This window comes from Halomonas sp. SIMBA_159 (assembly GCF_046536035.1).
Classification (GTDB): domain Bacteria; phylum Pseudomonadota; class Gammaproteobacteria; order Pseudomonadales; family Halomonadaceae; genus Vreelandella; species Vreelandella venusta_A.
The window spans coordinates 1-269 of sequence record NZ_JAWJBT010000647.1 but is presented as its reverse complement, the minus strand read 5'-3'; the positions used below and the strand labels follow the sequence as shown (position 1 = coordinate 269).

The following is a 269-nucleotide window of genomic DNA, read 5'->3' as shown; positions in this document are numbered from 1 at the left end:
GTAAGAATTGAGGCACGGCTCGGCGAGCAGATGGAGGTGGTCACAAAAGCGTTTTTTATGTGCGCTCCTTCCCTGGCCATGCGGTCCATTGCCGGAGTATCCAGAAAATCGGGAGATTTCTCCATAAAACTCATAAAGTCATACCGGTGATCGTCGCTGAGGATAAAGATAACATTCTCAATGTCGGATTCCCCGGACTGCCCGTGCAATGGCATGACCGTACCCATCTGAAGAATGACCAATATGACAGTCGCCACTATCGTCCATAC

General features: G+C 49.8%; 1 protein-coding gene. It reads right to left on the bottom strand.

Translation table 11 applies throughout. The annotated features are described in order from the left end of the window. The coding region (locus R0J87_RS20795; protein WP_498888632.1) for a sulfatase-like hydrolase/transferase at positions 1-257 on the bottom strand (257 nt) is incomplete at its 3' end. Between the last annotated feature and the right edge of the window lie 12 nt (positions 258-269).